Source organism: Pseudomonas sp. LH21 (assembly GCF_036549575.1).
Lineage (GTDB): Bacteria > Pseudomonadota > Gammaproteobacteria > Pseudomonadales > Pseudomonadaceae > Aquipseudomonas > Aquipseudomonas peradeniyensis.
This window is the reverse complement of record NZ_CP144367.1, coordinates 1,949,878-1,965,795: the sequence shown is the minus strand read 5'-3', so window position 1 is coordinate 1,965,795 and position 15,918 is coordinate 1,949,878. Positions and strand designations below refer to the sequence as shown.

Sequence of the window (15,918 nt, the reverse complement as noted above, 5' to 3'; positions counted from 1 at the left end):
GGAGTTTTGCCATGAGCAGTCCCCTGGTCATCCGCCCACGTGCCGAATCGGTCGAGGGCCAGCCGATCCTGCGCCCGCTGCCCTCGGCGCAGTGCCGCAGCGTCGGCCCCTTCGTGTTCTTCGACCATATGCTGGAAACCGACTACGCGCCGGGGCATGGCATGGACATTCGCCAGCATCCGCATATCGGCCTGTCCACCCTCACCTACCTGTTCGAGGGTGAAATCCAGCACAAGGACAGCCTGGGTTCGGACCAGCATGTACAGCCGGGCGATGTCAGTTGGATGACCGCCGGCGCAGGCGTGGCGCATGTCGAGCGCACGCCGACAGAAGTGTTTCGCAAAGGCTCGCGCCTGCATGGACTGCAGGTATGGCTGGCCTCACCGCAAAGCGCCGAACAAGGGCCGGCGAGCTACAGCCACCACCCGGCGGCCAGCCTCCCGCTCAGCGACAGCCTGGGCGTGCAGATCCGCATGATTGCCGGCACAGGTTTCTGCCTGGAGTCCCCCGTGCCCGTGCTCTCCCCCACGCTCTATGCCCATGTGCGCATGCATCCGGCCACCACACTGATCGTGCCGCCGGAACATGCACAGCGCGCGCTGTATCTGCTCGAAGGCGAGTTGATGCTGGATGACGAGGAAGTCGAGCCATGCAGCCTGGTCGTGCTGCCTGAGGGCGAAGCCGTGAGCTTGTATGCCGAGGATGAGTGCCAACTGGTGCTGATCGGCGGCGCGCCGCTGGATGGGCCGCGGCGGATGAACTGGAATTTCGTGGCCAGTGATCCGGCCTTGATCGAGTCGGCTCGGGCGCGCTGGGCGGCTGGGGAATGGCCAGTGGTGCCGGGAGAAAGCGGGCGGATCGAACTACCGCGCTGACTACAGGAAACCCATCGCGGGGCAAGCCCGCTCCCACAAGAGCCATTACAACGCACCTTGTCGTGGGAGCGGGCTTGCCCCGCGATAGGGCCGGTTCAGCCCCTGAAGACTTCAGTCAGCAGATTGTGCATGGATCTGAACGCCCGCTCCGACGTACGCCGGTCATACTGCATCTTGCCCGGCACATTGGCGTTCGGGTCGGTGAACGAGTGCACCGCACCGCCGTAGCTGAGCAACTGCCAGTCGACTTTAGCGGCGTTCATCTCCTCCTCGAAGGCCGGTAGCTGCTCTTTGGGCACCAGCGGGTCAGAGGCACCATGAAGGACCAATACCGAGCCTTTGATACGCTTGGCATCTTCGGGGTTCGGCGTATCCAGGGTGCCATGGAATGACACTGCCGCCTTCAGATCAGCGCCGGTACGGGCCAGCTCCAGGGCGCAGCAGCCGCCGAAGCAGAAGCCGAAGGTGGCCACCTTGCCGGGCTCCAGCAAGGCCTTCGATTGCCCCACCAGTTGCGCCAGCGCCTCCTGCATGCGCTTGCGCAGCTCGGCGCGATCGTTCTTCAGCGGCATCATCGCCGCGCCCGCCTCGTCGGCATTGGACGGGCGCACCGACTGGCCGTACAGGTCGGCGATCAACACCACATAGCCTTGCTCGGCCACTTCCTTGGCGATACGTTCGGCGCCCTCGCCGATACCCATCCAGTTCGGCGCCATCACCAGCCCCGGCTGCGGCAGCGCGCCCTGGGTGTAGACCAGGCGGCTCTCGTAGGCTTTGCCTGACAGGTGATAGACCAGCGATTCGACGATGACCTTGCTCATTCAGCTCTCCTTGGGCTTCACGGGTCAGCACATGATAGATGTATTCGTGGGAGCGGGCTTGCCCCCGCCAGAAATGAAAAAGCCCGCCGAAGCGGGCTTTGTCTGCGTCAGATCAAGCGGACAGCTCGACCAGCAGCTTGTTGAGGCGACGCACATAGGCCGCCGGATCCTTCAGGCTGTCGCCGGCCGCCAGGGCCGCCTGATCGAACAGGATGTGCGAAAGCTCGGCGAAGCGGTCTTCGCTCTGCTCGCCATCGAGCTTCTCGATCAGCGGGTGGGTCGGGTTGAACTCGAAGATCGGCTTGGACTCCGGCACCTTCTGCCCGCTGGCTTCGAGGATCTGGCGCATCTGCAAGCCCAGGTCCTGTTCGCCGATGGCCAGGATCGCCGGCGAGTCGGTCAGGCGGTGCGAGACACGCACTTCGGCCACGCTGTCACCCAGCGCGCCTTTCAGACGCTCGACCAGGCCTTCCTTGTCCTTGGCGACTTCTTCCTGGGCCTTCTTGTCCTCTTCGGAGTCCAGCTTGCCCAGGTCCAGGTCGCCACGGGCGACGTCGACGAAGGCCTTGCCATCGAACTCGCTGAGGTAGCTCATCAGCCACTCGTCGATGCGGTCGGTCAGCAGCAGCACTTCGATGCCTTTCTTGCGGAAGACTTCCAGGTGCGGGCTGTTCTTGACCTGGGCGTAGGATTCGCCGGTCAGGAAGTAGATCTTGTCCTGGCCTTCCTTGGCGCGGGCCAGGTAGTCGGCCAGGGCGACGCTCTGCTCGCCGCTGTCGTCATGGGTGGAGGCAAAGCGCAGCAGGCTGGCGATCTTCTCCTTGTTGGCGAAGTCCTCGGCCGGGCCTTCCTTCAGCACCTGGCCGAAGTTCTTCCAGAAGCCCTTGTATTGCTCGGGTTCGTTCTTCGCCAGCTTTTCCAGCATGTCCAGCACGCGCTTGGTCAGCGCGGTCTTCATCGAATCGATGATCGGATCCTTCTGCAGGATCTCGCGGGAAACGTTCAGCGACAGGTCGTTGGAGTCGACCACGCCCTTGATGAAGCGCAGGTACAACGGCAGGAACGACTCGGCCTGGTCCATGATGAACACGCGCTGCACGTACAGCTTCAGGCCGCGTGGCGCTTCGCGCTGGTACAGGTCGAACGGCGCACGGGCCGGCACGTACAGCAGCGAGTTGTATTCGAGCTTGCCTTCGACCTTGTTGTGGGTCCAGGCCAGCGGGTTCTCGAAGTCATGACCGATGTGCTTGTAGAACTCCTGGTATTCCTCGTCCTTGATCTCGGTACGCGAACGGGTCCACAGGGCGCTGGCGCGGTTGACGGTTTCCCACTCCTGCGCCGGCTGCTCTTCACCTTCGGCGGCCGCTGCCTGTTCTTTCGGCAGTTCGATCGGCAAGGCGATGTGATCGGAGTATTTCTTGATGATGTTGCGCAGGCGCCAGCCGTCGGCGAACTCGTCCTCGCCCTTCTTCAGGTGCAGGACAATGCGGGTGCCACGCTCTGGCTTGTCGATCGTTGCAACTTCGAACTCACCCTCGCCCTTGGACGACCAGTGCACGCCTTCGGCGGCCGGCAGCCCGGCGCGGCGGCTGAACACATCGACCTTGTCGGCGACGATGAACGCGGAGTAGAAGCCCACGCCGAACTGACCGATCAGGTGCGAGTCCTTCTTCTGGTCACCGGTGAGGTTCTTCATGAAGTCAGCGGTGCCGGACTTGGCGATGGTGCCCAGGTGGGCAATGACGTCTTCGCGGCTCATGCCGATACCGTTGTCCTCGAGGGTCACGGTATTGGCGGCCTTGTCGAAGCTCACGCGGATCTTCAGCTCGGCGCCACCTTCGAGCAGCTCAGGCTTGGCCAGGGCCTCGAAACGCAGCTTGTCGACGGCGTCGGAGGCGTTGGAGACCAGCTCGCGCAGGAAGATCTCCTTGTTCGAATACAGGGAATGGATCATGAGGTGCAGCAGCTGCTTTACCTCGGTCTGGAAGCCCAGGGTTTCTTTTTGAGTCTCCACACTCATGGTCTTCAAAACTCCAATCTGTTGGTTGTTGGCGCCTGGCGGCCGTCTGGCCTGCTTTTGATGGCGGATGTCCAACAGATGGGGGCAGCCCTGACTATTTCAAGGGCTTTTCCGGTTCGATCTTGAAATGCGCGCGCGCCGTGGCGATCGGCGTGTCGCGAGCACCCTGCCAGGCGGTGATGGCGACGTTGGTCACCCGCCGGCCTTGGCGCCACAACTGGCACTGGGCATAGGTGTCGCGAAAATGCCCGGCGCGCAGGTAGTCGATGGAGAAATCGATGATCTTCGGAATACTCGCGCTCTCGCTGTAGATCAGCAGGTAGAGCGCCGCGGACAGCTCCATAAAGCCGGCGATGACGCCGCCATGGATCGCCGGCAGCAGCGGATTGCCGATGTTGTCGGGGTTGGCCGGCAGACGGAACAGCAGGTCGTCGCCCTGACGCTCGCACTCTATGCCGATCAGCCCGGCATACGGGATCAACGCCAGCAGGGGCTGGTAGTCGCCCCGCGCGTGGGCCTGGTTCAGCTGTTGACGGATGTCGGCGGGAATCACGCGCGGCCCTCCTTGAGGCTGTTGCCGAAGCGGATGCCGCCCTTGACGTCCTGCCCCAGGCGCATGAAGGTGCCGACCACCTGGCAGATCGGCTGCGCAGGGTCATCCTGATAGGCGGTACCACGGGTAAAGATGACATCGCGGGTCACCCGGTAGCACTGGGCATGGCCGTAGATATCCTTGCCTGCCTCGGCCGGGTGCATGTAGTCGATGCGCAGGTCCAGGGTCGGGCACACCTCGAAGCGCGGCAGCGCGCAGAGCGTGGCCATGCCGCAGGTGGTGTCCATCAGCGTGGTCAGCACGCCGCCGTGCACCGCGCCGTTCTGCGGATTGCCGACAATGGCCGGCGACCAGGGCAGCACCAGCGTCATGCCGTCGGTATCGGCGTGATGCACGCGCATCTGCAATACCTGGCAATGTTTCAGCGCCGAGAGAAAACGCTCGGCCATCGCCATCAATGGCGTCTCGTTCATTGTCCCTCGCTTCATAAAATGGATAAAAAGTCCATATAGGTCGGGCAGTTATATATCTGTAACCTTTGTGGAACTTATTCGTACCCGGTGAACTCGAAGGTACAAGTAAAGTTATTCCACCCAGGAGAAACACCCCATGCGTAAACCTTTTGCTTTTGCTCTGATGCTGGCCGCTGCCATGGGCCTGGCTGCTTGCGATAAAGCGAGCGAAGACAAAGCCCAGGACGCACAGCAACACGCCGAGCAAGCCCAGGAGAAGATGGGCGAAGCTCAGGATAAGATGAACGAAGCCGCCAAGGAAAACGCCGAAGCCGCCAAAGATCAGGCCGAAGCGCAGCAGAAGGCCGCCGAGGAAGCCGCGCCGACCACTCCAGCGCCGACCACTGCGCCTGCCGAGCCTGCCAAGCAGTAATCGCGCAGCACAAAAAAACCCGACAATGTCGGGTTTTTTTGTACCTGGCGCTTAACGCTGAAAGGCTTCAGCTGGTAATACCGGAAGTTTCCTTGCCTGCCTCGACCGAGACACTTTCGGTCGGTGTGAACACCATCACTTCCAGTACATGGGAATGAAACTCGCGGCGATACAGGATGAATACCACGCCCACGCTCATGACCATGAACAACCAGGGGCTGATGAACCAGCTCAGCATGGCCATGCCGAAGTAATACGAACGTAATCCCAGGTTGAACTGGTTGGCGGCCAGCGACAGTACTCGTGCGGCCCGAGAGGCGAAAGCCTTGCGCTCGAGTTCGTTGACCAGGCGCTCGCCGATCATCGGCGCCGAGCCCACCAGCACGGCGGCGAAGTTGTATTGACGCATGCACCAGCTGAAGGTGAAGAAGGCGTAGACGAACACCATCGCCAGGCACAACAGCTTGATTTCCGACATGCCTTGCGAGGCCTGCTGCACCAGTGGCAGGTCGGCCAGCAGCGACAGCGCGCGATCCGACGCACCGAGCACGGTGAGGATACCGGCGAGGATGATCAGCGTGCTGGACGCGAAGAACGAGGCATTGCGCTCGAGGTTGCCGATCACGCTGGCATCGGCGATGCGGTTGTCGCGCAGCAGCATGCGCCGCATCCAGTCCTCGCGGTACAGGTGCAGCACGCTGGCCAGGCAGGCCGTGTCGCGCCCCTTCCAGATGGCGTAGCGGGTGTAGCCACCCCAGCAGATGGCGAACCAGCAGGCGGCCAGGAGGTTGCCCAGGTTGTTTTGGATGAAGCTCATGCAGGAATCCCGTCAAAGAGAAACAGACCGGTTTTCGACGCCCGGATTCGCCATAAGACACATGTGCGCCATTTTTTGGTTTTCCTGCACCGGCCTCTTCGCGGGTAAACCCGCTCCCACAGGGATCGCACGGTGCCTGTGGGAGCGGGTTTACCTGCGAAAGGGCCGGCACAGGCAATAAAAAACCCCGCTCCTTCACAGGAAGCGGGGTTTCGATATCCACCTTGGTCAGGCGCCCTTCGGCTTGTGGCCGGCGCCCTGCCCTTCGGGCTTCAATCCATCAGGCCAGCGCCTCGCGCGGCTTGCCCAGCATGCGGTCGAAGACCACGGCGGCGGCCAGGGTAGCCACCGAAGGCACCAGCCAGGCCATGCCTTCGCTGCTGAACGGCAGGTGAGCCAAGGCGTCAGGCAGTACGTGGGCAAAGCTGCTGCCCTTGATCGCGTCGACAACGCCGAACACCAGCGACACCAGCATGACCGGGGCCAGGATACGGGTCGGCGAATTCCACAGGTCCTTCACGAAGCTCAGGCCCACGACCACGATGCACGGCGGGTAGATCGCCGTCAGCACGGGAATCGAGAACATTATCAGCTTGGTCAGGCCCAGGTTGGAGATCACCAGCGAGAAGCCGGCCAGGATCACCACCAGGGTGCGGTACGACAGCGGCAGGATCTGGCTGAAGTACTCGGCGCAGGCGCAGGTCAGGCCAACGGCGGTCACCAGGCAGGCCAGGGCGATCAGCACGGCGAGGAAGCCGCTGCCCAGGGAACCGAAGGTGTGCTGCACATAGGCATGCAGGACCATCGCGCCGTTGGTGGCATCGGCGGCAATGTCATGGCTGCCAGCGCCGAGGCGGAACAGGCTGACATACACCAGCACCAGGCCGACACCGGCAATCAGGCCGGCGATGATGGCATAGCGGGTGATCAGTTTCGGCGACTCGACGCCACGCGAGCGGATGGCGTTGACGATGACGATACCGAAGACCAGGGCGCCCAGGGTATCCATGGTCAGGTAGCCATCGGAGAAGCCTTTGGAGAACGCGGCGGCGGCATAGGCAGGCTGGGCCTCGCCAATGGTGCCGGCCGGCAGGGCGAAGGCGGCGATGCCCAGCACCGCCAGGGCGATGATCTTCAATGGCGCGAGGAAACGGCCCACGGTATCGAGCAGCTTGCCTGGGTACATGGATACGGCCAGGACCACGGCGAAGTACACGATGCTGTAGATGAGCAGCGCGGTCGGGCTCTCGCCGGTCAGCGGCGCAACGCCCACTTCGAACGACACGGTCGCGGTACGCGGAGTGGCGAACAGCGGGCCGACCGAGAGGTAGCACACGGCCGCCAGCAGGCCACCGAAGAACTTGCCGATCGGGCTGCTCAGGGCGTCCATGCCGCCACCGACCTTGGCCAGGGCGACCACGGTGATGACCGGCAGGCCCACGGCGGTGACCAGGAAGCCGAGTGCGGCCATCCATACGTGCGGACCGGACTGCAGGCCGACGATAGGCGGGAAGATGATGTTGCCGGCGCCGACGAACAGCGCGAACGTCATAAAGCCAAGCGCCAGGATATCCTGGCCTTTTAACACTTTCATTTAAGGAAATACCACACTGCTGAAATCGGGAGTCGGAGGGGATTTCCCATAGGATGAAGGGAAATGCTGCCCGGCTTGGTGAGCCAGACCCGTTTAGCGTGTCGTTCCCTTTTGGGGTACGGGCACAGAGTGAACGCGTAGCCTACCTGTTTTGCCCGACAAACGCACTGGCACAGTGCTGCTTGTCCGATGTGCGTATGTGTTTGTCGTCTGGTTGAACGTGTTAGGCGACAATTTATTGCTCATTTGGGTAGATGTCTGGTTGAAAAACCTGATTGAGGTGATCGAATTTTCCCAGGTGTGGGAACGGCCGCTGATCGCCAGGAAAAACGACAAAGGCCACCCGAAGGTGGCCTTTGTGCGCGTGGGGGGTACTGCGTGTTACTTACTTCTTGACTTCCCAGCCAGTCAGCTCGGCCAGGGCCTTGCCGATGTCAGCCAGGGAACGCACGGTTTTCACACCGGCGTCCTGCAGGGCGGCGAACTTCTCGTCCGCAGTGCCCTTGCCACCGGAGATGATGGCGCCAGCGTGGCCCATGCGCTTGCCCGCAGGTGCGGTCACACCGGCGATGTAGGAAACGACAGGCTTGGTCACGTTGGCCTTGATGTAGGCCGCGGCTTCTTCTTCAGCGGAACCGCCGATCTCGCCGATCATGACGATCGCTTCGGTCTTCGGGTCTTCCTGGAACAGCTTCAGGATGTCGATGAAGTTGGAGCCCGGGATCGGGTCACCGCCGATGCCGACGCAGGTCGACTGGCCGAAGCCGGCGTCGGTGGTCTGCTTCACAGCTTCGTAGGTCAGGGTGCCGGAGCGCGAAACGATACCGACCTTGCCTGGCAGGTGGATGTGACCCGGCATGATGCCGATCTTGCACTCGCCCGGAGTGATCACGCCTGGGCAGTTCGGGCCGATCAGGGTCACGCCCAGCTCGTCGCACTTGACCTTGGCGTCCAGCATGTCGAGGGTAGGAATACCCTCGGTGATGCAGACGATCAGCTTGATGCCACCGAAGGCGGCTTCCAGGATCGAGTCCTTGCAGAAAGGAGCCGGTACGTAGATGACCGACGCGTCAGCGCCGGTGGCCTCTACGGCTTCTTTCACGGTGTTGAACACCGGCAGGCCCAGGTGGGTGGTGCCACCCTTGCCCGGGGTGACGCCGCCGACCATCTTGGTGCCGTAGGCGATGGCTTGTTCGGAGTGGAAAGTACCCTGCGAGCCGGTGAAGCCCTGGCAGATGACTTTGGTGTCTTTATTGATCAGGACGCTCATTACTTGCCCTCCGCAGCTTTGACAACTTGTTGAGCAGCGTCGGTCAGGCTGGTTGCCGCAATGATGTTCAAACCGCTTTCTGCCAGTACTTTAGCGCCCAGTTCGGCGTTGTTGCCTTCGAGGCGAACGACAACCGGAACCTTGACGCCGACTTCTTTCACAGCGCCGATGATGCCTTCGGCAATCATGTCGCAGCGAACGATGCCGCCGAAGATGTTGACCAGAACGGCCGCGACATTGCTGTCGGACAGAATGATCTTGAACGCTTCGGTAACGCGCTCTTTGGTAGCGCCGCCGCCCACGTCGAGGAAGTTGGCTGGCTTGCCGCCGTGCAGGTTGACGATGTCCATGGTACCCATGGCCAGGCCGGCACCGTTGACCATGCAGCCGATGTTGCCTTCGAGGGCGACGTAGTTCAGTTCGAACTTGGCGGCATGGGCTTCACGGGCGTCGTCCTGCGACGGGTCGTGGAAGGTCTTCAGCTTCGGCTGACGGTACATGGCGTTGGCGTCGATGTTGATCTTGGCATCGAGGCAGTGCAGATCGCCGTCGGCCTTGATCACCAGCGGGTTCACTTCCAGCAGGGCCAGATCGTGATCCTTGAACAGCTTGGCCAGGCCTACGAAGATCTTGGCGAACTGTTGAACCTGCTTGCCTTCCAGACCCAGCTGGAACGCCAGTTCACGACCCTGGAACGGCTGAGCGCCGACCAGCGGATCGATGGTGGCCTTGAGGATCTTCTCAGGAGTTTCGTGAGCGACTTTCTCGATGTCCACGCCACCTTCGGTGGAGGCCATGAACACGATGCGACGGCTCGAACGATCGACTACAGCGCCCAGGTACAGCTCTTTGGCGATGTCAGTGCAGGACTCGACCAGGATCTTGGAAACTGGCTGACCGTTGGCGTCGGTCTGGTAGGTGACCAGGTTCTTGCCCAGCCACTGAGCAGCGAACGCCTTGGCGTCTTCCTTGCTGCGAACCAGCTTGACGCCGCCCGCCTTGCCGCGACCACCGGCGTGGACCTGGGCTTTGACGACCCACTCGTTCCCGCCGATCTTGTCGCAGGCTTCTGCAGCTTGCTCAGGGGTATCGACAGCGAAACCCTTGGAAACTGGCAGGCCGTACTCAGCGAACAGCTGCTTACCCTGATACTCGTGAAGATTCATGCTTTTTACCGTCTTCGTTAGGTACTGCGCTTCGGCGCTGCGCCATTACTGGCGCCGCACCACCTGTGACCGTTGACCCCGGGTTTTCCCGTGTGATCCGGTCCGGCGGACGTTCCGCGGTGAGTCTTGCACGCAAGACCCACGACGGGCAGCCCGCCGTGGTTTCTTATAATTAACGCTTCTTACGGTTGGCGACGTGAATGGCACCGCCATTCACCGCCAGCGCTGCTTCATGCAACGCTTCGGACAGGGTCGGATGGCTGAAGACCATCATGCCCAGGTCCTCGGCACTGGTGCCGAATTCCATTGCGATCGCGCCTTGCTGAACCAGCTCGGCAGCCGATGGGCCGATCACGTGAACGCCCAGTACGCGGTCGGTCTTGGCATCGGCGATGACCTTAACGAAACCACCGGTGTCGTTGGCCGCCATCGCACGGCCGCTGGCCGCGAACGGGAAGGTGCCCACGTTAACCTCAACGCCTTCGGCTTTCAACGCCTGTTCGGTCTTGCCGACCCACGCGATTTCCGGGTGGGTGTAGATGACCGACGGGATCAGGTCGTAGTTCATCTGGGCTTTGTGGCCCTTGATGCGCTCGACAACCATGATGCCCTCTTCCGAGGCCTTGTGCGCCAGCATCATGCCGCGCACCACGTCACCGATGGCGTAGACGCCCGGAACGCTGGTGGCGCAGTGATCGTCGACGAAGATGTAGCCACGCTCGTCGATGGTCACGCCGCTGTCGGCAGCCAGCAGGTCGGTGGTCACCGGACGACGGCCGACCGCGACGATCAGCTTGTCGAAGGTGATCTTCTGCTCGCCTTCGGCGTTGGTGTAGGTGACTTCGACTTCGTTGCCGTTGACTTTCGAGCCGGTGACGCGAGCGCCCAGCTTGATGTCCAGGCCTTGCTTGGTCAGGGTCTTCTGGGCTTCTTTCGACACGGCGGTGTCGGCAGCCATCAGGAAGGTGTCCAGGGCTTCCAGAACGGTGACTTCGGCACCCAGGCGAGCCCATACCGAGCCCAGCTCCAGGCCGATCACGCCGGCACCGATGACGCCCAGGCGCTTCGGTACGCTCTGGAATTCCAGGGCGCCAGTGGAATCGACGATGACGTTCTGGTCGACCGGAGCCGGCGGAATGTCGATCGGACGCGAACCGGAGGCCAGGATCACGTTCTCGGCTTCGATGACTTCGGTGGTGCCGTCAGCCTTGGTGACTTCGACTTTCTTGCCGGCCAGCAGCTTGCCGTGGCCCTGGATCGAAGTGACGCCGTTGGCCTTGAACAGGGTGGCGACGCCACCGGTCAGGTTCTTGACGATACCGGCCTTGCGGCCAACCATCGCGGCAACGTCCATCTTCACTTCGCCAGTGGAGATACCGTGCACGTTGAAGCTCTCTTTGGCTTCCTTGTACTTCCAGGAGCTGTCCAGCAGCGCCTTGGACGGAATGCAACCCACGTTCAGGCAGGTGCCGCCCAGGGCCAGCTTGCCCTCGGCGTCGGTGTATTTCTCGATACAGGCAGTCTTCAGACCGAGTTGGGCAGCCTTGATGGCGGCAACATAGCCGCCAGGACCTGCACCAATCACCACTACGTCGAATTTCTGGGTCATAAAAGATTCCTTATCAGCTACAAGCTACAGGCCGCGTACCGCACGGCCCCGCCTCTTGCGAAGAGCGGGGCCGGCGGCGCGCAGCTAGTTGATTAGATGTCCAGCAGCAGGCGAGACGGATCTTCCAGCAGGTTCTTGATGGTCACCAGGAAGGTTACCGCTTCCTTGCCGTCGATCAGGCGGTGGTCATAGGACAGCGCCAGGTACATCATCGGGCGGATCACCACTTGGCCATTGATGGCCATCGGGCGCTGGATGATGTTGTGCATACCCAGGATCGCGGCCTGCGGCGGGTTGACGATCGGGGTCGACATCATCGAGCCGAAGGTACCACCGTTGGTGATGGTGAAGGTACCGCCAGTCATCTCTTCGATCGACAGCTTGCCGTCACGGGCTTTCTTGCCGAAGGTGGCGATGCCGTTCTCGATCTCGGCCAGCGACATCGATTCGGCGTTGCGCAGCACCGGTACCACCAGGCCACGGTCGCTGGAGACGGCGACGCCGACATCAGCAAAGCCGTGGTAGACGATGTCGTTGCCGTCGATCGAGGCATTGACCGCCGGGAAACGTTTCAGCGCCTCGGTGGCAGCCTTGACGAAGAACGACATGAAGCCCAGGCGCACGCCGTTGTGGGTCTTCTCGAACAGGTCCTTGTACTTCGAACGCAGGGCCATGACTTCGGTCATGTCGACTTCGTTGAAGGTGGTCAGCATGGCCATGTTCGACTGGGCTTCGACCAGACGCTCGGCGATCTTGGCGCGCAGGCGGGTCATCGGCACGCGCTTCTCGGTACGATCGCCAGCGGCGACGACGACCGGGGCAGCGGCAGCAGCGGCCGGCTTGGCAGCCGGTGCGGCGGCAGGGGCCGACTTCTTGTTGGCGACGGCAGCAACGACGTCTTCCTTGGTGATGCGACCGCCCTTGCCGGTGCCGGCAACGGTAGCCAGGTCGATGCCGTTCTCTTCAGCCAGCTTGCGCGCGGCTGGAGCGGCGACCGGGTCGTCTTCGCCAGCATCGGCGGCTGCGGCAGCCGGGGCAGCAGCAGCGGCCGGAGCGGCAGCAGGAGCTGCGGCGGCAGCGCCACCTTCAACGATCGAGCCCAGGACTTCGTCGGACAGGACGGTGTCGCCCTCGCCCTTGACGATGGCGCCCAGCACGCCGTCGGCGGTGGCCAGGACTTCCAGGACGACCTTGTCGGTCTCGATGTCGACGATCAGCTCGTCACGCTTGACGGCGTCGCCCGGCTGCTTGTGCCAGGTGGCAACGGTGCCATCGGCAACCGATTCCGGGAAGGTTGGGGCTTTGATCTCGATAGCCATTATCTGTGTTTCCTTAAATTCGGTTTCAGGTGCGCGAAGGCGTTAGACAGTGAAGGCGTCTTGCAGCAGTTTTTCCTGCTGTTCGGCGTGCTTCGATGCGTAACCACAAGCTGGCGCGGCGGAAGCGTCGCGACCGGCGTATTCCAGGACCAGCGCCTTGTTGTGGCGGCCCAGGATACGGCGCATGTGGTGCTGGCTGCTGTACCAGGCGCCCTGGTTCATCGGCTCTTCCTGACACCACACTGCGTGCTTGAGGTTGGTGTAAGGCGCGAGGATCTCGACCAGGTCGTCCTCAGGGAACGGATACAGCTGCTCGATACGCACGATGGCGATATCTTCGCGGCCTTCGGCACGGCGTTTTTCCAGCAGGTCGTAGTAGACCTTGCCACCGCACAGGACCAGGCGCTCGACCTTGGCAGGATCCAGGGTGTCGATTTCCGGGATCACGGTCTGGAACGAGCCATCGGCCAGGTCTTCCAGGGTCGAGATGGCCAGCTTGTGGCGCAGCAGCGACTTCGGCGTCAGCACGATCAGCGGCTTGCGCAGCGGACGGATGACCTGGCGACGCAGCAGGTGGTAGATCTGTGCCGGGGTGGTCGGTACGCAGACCTGGATGTTGTGCTCGGCGCACAGCTGCAGGTAGCGCTCCAGACGCGCGGAGGAGTGCTCCGGACCCTGGCCTTCATAGCCGTGCGGCAGCAGCATGGTCAGACCGCACAGGCGGCCCCACTTGTGCTCGCCGCTGGTGATGAACTGGTCGATCACCACTTGCGCACCGTTGGCGAAGTCGCCGAACTGGGCTTCCCAGATCACCAGCGCGTTCGGCGTGGTGGTCGAGTAGCCGTATTCGAAGGCCAGTACCGCTTCTTCCGAGAGGAAGGAGTCGTACAGCTCGAAGCGCGGCTGGCCCGGGAACAGGTTCTTCAGCGGCACGTAGGTGCTGGCGTCCTTCTGGTTGTGCAGCACCGCGTGACGGTGCGAGAAGGTGCCGCGGCCGATGTCCTGGCCGGTCATGCGGATCGGGTGACCTTCGAACTGCAGGGTGGCGTAGGCCATGGTCTCTGCATAACCCCAGTTGATCGGCAAGCCACCGGCCTGCATCTTCTGGCGATCTTCGTAGATCTTGGCGACCTGGCGCTGGACGACGAAACCTTCAGGCAGCTCGAGCAGCTTGGCCGACAGCTCCTGCAGGGTCTTGAGGTCGAAGCGGGTGTCGTGACGCGCGGTCCAGGCATGGCCCAGGTACGGACGCCAGTCGACGAACAGCTCGCGGTTCGGCTCCTTGACCAGGCTCTTGACCACATGCAGGCCGTTGTCCAGGGCGTTGCGGTACTCGTCGATCTTGGCCTGGGCGCGCTCGGCGTCGATGCGACCGGCGCTGATCAGTTGCTCGGCGTACAGCTCACGGGTGGTGCGCTGCTTGCTGATCTGCTGGTACATCAAAGGCTGGGTGCCGTTCGGCTCGTCGGCCTCGTTGTGGCCGCGACGACGGTAGCAGACCAGGTCGATGACCACGTCACGCTTGAACTGCATGCGGTAGTCGATGGCCAGCTGGGTGACGAACATCACCGCTTCCGGATCATCGCCGTTCACGTGCAGGATCGGCGCCTGGATCATCTTGGCAACGTCGGTGGCGTACTCGGTGGAGCGCGCATCCAGCGGGTTGCTGATGGTGAAACCGACCTGGTTGTTGATCACGATGTGCACGGTGCCGCCGGTCTTGAAACCGCGGGTCTGCGACATCTGGAAGGTTTCCATGACCACACCCTGGCCGGCGAACGCTGCGTCACCGTGGATGGAGATCGGCAGGACCTTGTCGCCAACGGTGTCGTTGCGGCGATCCTGGCGGGCGCGAACCGAACCTTCCACCACTGGCGAGACGATTTCCAGGTGGGAGGGGTTGAACGCCATGGCCAGGTGGACTTCGCCACCGGGGGTCATCACGTTGGAGGAGAAGCCCTGGTGATACTTGACGTCACCGGAGCCCAGCTCGTTCATCTTCTTGCCTTCGAACTCGTCGAACAGCTCGCGCGGGTTCTTGCCGAAGGTGTTGACGAGCACGTTGAGGCGGCCACGGTGGGCCATGCCGATCACGACTTCCTTGGTGCCGTAGGAGCCGGAGCGCTGGATCATTTCGTCCAGCATCGGGATCAGGCTTTCGCCACCCTCGAGGCCGAAGCGCTTGGTGCCCGGGTACTTGGTGCCCAGGTACTTCTCCAGGCCCTCACCGGCCGTGACGCGTTCGAGCAGGTGAGCCTGCACGTCGGCGGAGAATTCCGGACGGCCACGCACGCTTTCCAGGCGCTGCTGGAACCAGCTGCGCTGCTCGGAATCGACGATGTGGGTGAACTCGGCGCCAATGGTGCGACAATATGTCTTCTGCAGCGCTTCGAAGATTTCGCGTAGGCTCGCTTCCTCTTTGCCGATGAACAGGTCGCCGGCACGGAAGGTCGTATCAAGATCGGCATTGGTCAAGCCGTAGTGATTGATCGACAGGTCTACGGGCGCAGGACGCTGCCACAACCCCAACGGGTCGAGCTTGGCAGCCTGATGGCCGCGCATACGATAGGCCTGGATCAGTCGCAGCACTTCAACCTGCTTCTTCTCGTGTTCACTGCTCACGCTCCCGGCGGATACCGGTTGGGCGCGGCGCTGGTTCTTTGCCAGCAGTACGAAATGGTCGCGGATCGTCGAGTGCGATACATCGGTAGCGGTGCTGCCGTCGGCGGGCAACTTCTGGAAGTAAGTGCGCCACTCTTCTGGCACAGCGTTAGGGTCGTGCAGGTAGAGCTCATAAAGCTCTTCCACATATGCAGCGTTACCACCTGAAAGGTGGGCGCTATCCCACATGCGCTGCATCACGCTTTCTTGCATGCTTGGTCACCCTCGGTTAGGGGACTGATCGGCGAGAGCCACAGCAAACCTGGAAAAGTCCGAACACAGCGACTGAACCACGCCACCTGGATCCTGCTGATTTTCCGGGTACCAG

13 protein-coding genes are annotated in these 15,918 nt (G+C 62.2%); 2 read left to right on the top strand and 11 right to left on the bottom strand.

The features are described 5' to 3' along the window. Nucleotides 1–11: 11 nt before the first annotated feature. Complete coding sequence (locus VUG52_RS09050; protein WP_331832743.1) at nt 12–875, top strand: pirin family protein; 864 nt, start codon at nt 12–14, stop codon at nt 873–875. Nucleotides 876–970: 95 nt separating this feature from the next. Here VUG52_RS09050 and VUG52_RS09045 read toward each other — a convergent pair whose 3' ends face one another. The 4 genes from VUG52_RS09045 to VUG52_RS09030 form a co-directional block, all read right to left on the bottom strand. Then, on the bottom strand, nt 971–1,696 hold the full coding sequence (locus VUG52_RS09045) for a dienelactone hydrolase family protein (RefSeq protein WP_331832741.1): 726 nt from the start codon (nt 1,694–1,696) through the stop codon (nt 971–973). Between the two features lie 112 nt (nt 1,697–1,808). Further along, the gene (htpG, locus tag VUG52_RS09040; RefSeq protein WP_050706514.1) at nt 1,809–3,716 is read right to left on the bottom strand and encodes a molecular chaperone HtpG; all 1,908 of its coding nucleotides are present in this window, start codon (nt 3,714–3,716) and stop codon (nt 1,809–1,811) included. Nucleotides 3,717–3,810: 94 nt separating this feature from the next. Beyond that, nucleotides 3,811–4,269, bottom strand: a complete 459-nt coding sequence (locus VUG52_RS09035) for a PaaI family thioesterase (RefSeq protein WP_331832739.1) — start codon at nt 4,267–4,269, stop codon at nt 3,811–3,813. After that, complete coding sequence (locus VUG52_RS09030) at nt 4,266–4,742, bottom strand: PaaI family thioesterase (protein ID WP_262951339.1); 477 nt, start codon at nt 4,740–4,742, stop codon at nt 4,266–4,268. Before VUG52_RS09030 ends, VUG52_RS09035 begins: the two co-directional genes overlap by 4 nt. 136 nt (nt 4,743–4,878) lie before the next feature. On the opposite strand from VUG52_RS09030, the gene VUG52_RS09025 reads away from it, so the two are divergent. Continuing rightward, on the top strand, nt 4,879–5,154 hold the full coding sequence (locus VUG52_RS09025; RefSeq protein ID WP_050706517.1) for a hypothetical protein: 276 nt from the start codon (nt 4,879–4,881) through the stop codon (nt 5,152–5,154). 67 nt (nt 5,155–5,221) lie between these two features. Here VUG52_RS09025 and VUG52_RS09020 read toward each other — a convergent pair whose 3' ends face one another. The 7 genes from VUG52_RS09020 to VUG52_RS08990 form a co-directional block, all read right to left on the bottom strand. Continuing rightward, a complete protein-coding gene (locus tag VUG52_RS09020; protein WP_050706518.1) occupies nt 5,222–5,971 on the bottom strand; it encodes a DUF599 domain-containing protein in 750 nt (249 codons plus the stop codon). A gap of 280 nt (nt 5,972–6,251) precedes the next feature. After that, nucleotides 6,252–7,565, bottom strand: coding sequence for a branched-chain amino acid transport system II carrier protein (gene brnQ / locus VUG52_RS09015; protein ID WP_331832736.1), 1,314 nt, complete (start codon nt 7,563–7,565; stop codon nt 6,252–6,254). Nucleotides 7,566–7,950: 385 nt separating this feature from the next. Then, nucleotides 7,951–8,835, bottom strand: a complete 885-nt coding sequence (gene sucD, locus VUG52_RS09010) for a succinate--CoA ligase subunit alpha (protein WP_004376004.1) — start codon at nt 8,833–8,835, stop codon at nt 7,951–7,953. Further along, nucleotides 8,835–10,001 (bottom strand): ADP-forming succinate--CoA ligase subunit beta, encoded by a 1,167-nt coding sequence (gene sucC / locus VUG52_RS09005; protein ID WP_003254205.1) that lies wholly within the window; start codon nt 9,999–10,001, stop codon nt 8,835–8,837. Before sucC ends, sucD begins: the two co-directional genes overlap by 1 nt. A 172-nt stretch (nt 10,002–10,173) precedes the next feature. Beyond that, the gene (gene lpdA, locus VUG52_RS09000; RefSeq protein WP_028690460.1) at nt 10,174–11,610 is read right to left on the bottom strand and encodes a dihydrolipoyl dehydrogenase; all 1,437 of its coding nucleotides are present in this window, start codon (nt 11,608–11,610) and stop codon (nt 10,174–10,176) included. 92 nt (nt 11,611–11,702) lie between these two features. Continuing rightward, a complete protein-coding gene (gene odhB, locus VUG52_RS08995; RefSeq protein ID WP_050706520.1) occupies nt 11,703–12,929 on the bottom strand; it encodes a 2-oxoglutarate dehydrogenase complex dihydrolipoyllysine-residue succinyltransferase in 1,227 nt (408 codons plus the stop codon). A gap of 42 nt (nt 12,930–12,971) precedes the next feature. Then, complete coding sequence (locus tag VUG52_RS08990) at nt 12,972–15,803, bottom strand: 2-oxoglutarate dehydrogenase E1 component (protein WP_028690458.1); 2,832 nt, start codon at nt 15,801–15,803, stop codon at nt 12,972–12,974. Nucleotides 15,804–15,918: the final 115 nt, after the last annotated feature.

What these genes read in the sequence shown, in the direction of transcription:
- VUG52_RS09050 (WP_331832743.1), top strand. Translation starts at nt 12, where the DNA reads ATGAGCAGTCCCCTGGTCATCCGCCCACGTGCCGAATCGGTCGAGGGC.
- VUG52_RS09045 (WP_331832741.1), bottom strand. Translation starts at nt 1,696, where the DNA reads ATGAGCAAGGTCATCGTCGAATCGCTGGTCTATCACCTGTCAGGCAAA.
- htpG (WP_050706514.1), bottom strand. Translation starts at nt 3,716, where the DNA reads ATGAGTGTGGAGACTCAAAAAGAAACCCTGGGCTTCCAGACCGAGGTA.
- VUG52_RS09030 (WP_262951339.1), bottom strand. Translation starts at nt 4,742, where the DNA reads ATGAACGAGACGCCATTGATGGCGATGGCCGAGCGTTTTCTCTCGGCG.
- VUG52_RS09025 (WP_050706517.1), top strand. Translation starts at nt 4,879, where the DNA reads ATGCGTAAACCTTTTGCTTTTGCTCTGATGCTGGCCGCTGCCATGGGC.
- VUG52_RS09020 (WP_050706518.1), bottom strand. Translation starts at nt 5,971, where the DNA reads ATGAGCTTCATCCAAAACAACCTGGGCAACCTCCTGGCCGCCTGCTGG.
- brnQ (WP_331832736.1), bottom strand. Translation starts at nt 7,565, where the DNA reads ATGAAAGTGTTAAAAGGCCAGGATATCCTGGCGCTTGGCTTTATGACG.
- sucD (WP_004376004.1), bottom strand. Translation starts at nt 8,835, where the DNA reads ATGAGCGTCCTGATCAATAAAGACACCAAAGTCATCTGCCAGGGCTTC.
- sucC (WP_003254205.1), bottom strand. Translation starts at nt 10,001, where the DNA reads ATGAATCTTCACGAGTATCAGGGTAAGCAGCTGTTCGCTGAGTACGGC.
- lpdA (WP_028690460.1), bottom strand. Translation starts at nt 11,610, where the DNA reads ATGACCCAGAAATTCGACGTAGTGGTGATTGGTGCAGGTCCTGGCGGC.
- odhB (WP_050706520.1), bottom strand. Translation starts at nt 12,929, where the DNA reads ATGGCTATCGAGATCAAAGCCCCAACCTTCCCGGAATCGGTTGCCGAT.
- VUG52_RS08990 (WP_028690458.1), bottom strand. Translation starts at nt 15,803, where the DNA reads ATGCAAGAAAGCGTGATGCAGCGCATGTGGGATAGCGCCCACCTTTCA.